The organism is Lysinibacillus sp. GbtcB16 (genome assembly GCF_019091145.1).
In the GTDB taxonomy this organism is placed as follows: domain Bacteria; phylum Bacillota; class Bacilli; order Bacillales_A; family Planococcaceae; genus Lysinibacillus; species Lysinibacillus fusiformis.
This window is the reverse complement of record NZ_JAGXJV010000532.1, coordinates 1-262: the sequence shown is the minus strand read 5'-3', so window position 1 is coordinate 262 and position 262 is coordinate 1. Positions and strand designations below refer to the sequence as shown.

At 55.3% G+C, this 262-nt stretch carries 1 protein-coding gene; it reads right to left on the bottom strand.

The window, feature by feature from the left end; genetic code table 11:
* On the bottom strand, positions 1-215 hold a 215-nt coding region (locus KVT27_RS25135; protein WP_369009671.1), incomplete at its 3' end, for a DinB family protein.
* Positions 216-262 lie beyond the last annotated feature (47 nt).

Sequence of the window (262 nt, the reverse complement as noted above, 5' to 3'; positions counted from 1 at the left end):
CACCAGTCGTCCTGCGAAAAGCTGTTGCCTTGAAACGTGCGGCCTGGTTCCGCAAGGGCAAATTTCACTTTGTGGATGGCGACTTGCTCCAGATCCACCACATGCAGCACCTGCTCCCGTATCGACCACTTGCCTGGTTCAAGGGCCAAGCCCAACTGCTCGGCCGTTAAACCGGCTACCGACTCTTCGAGTTCTCCGGCTCCAGCTGCATACATGCTTACGATTTCATCGTCTGATGCGTAGAGCTCTTCCCAGTACACAA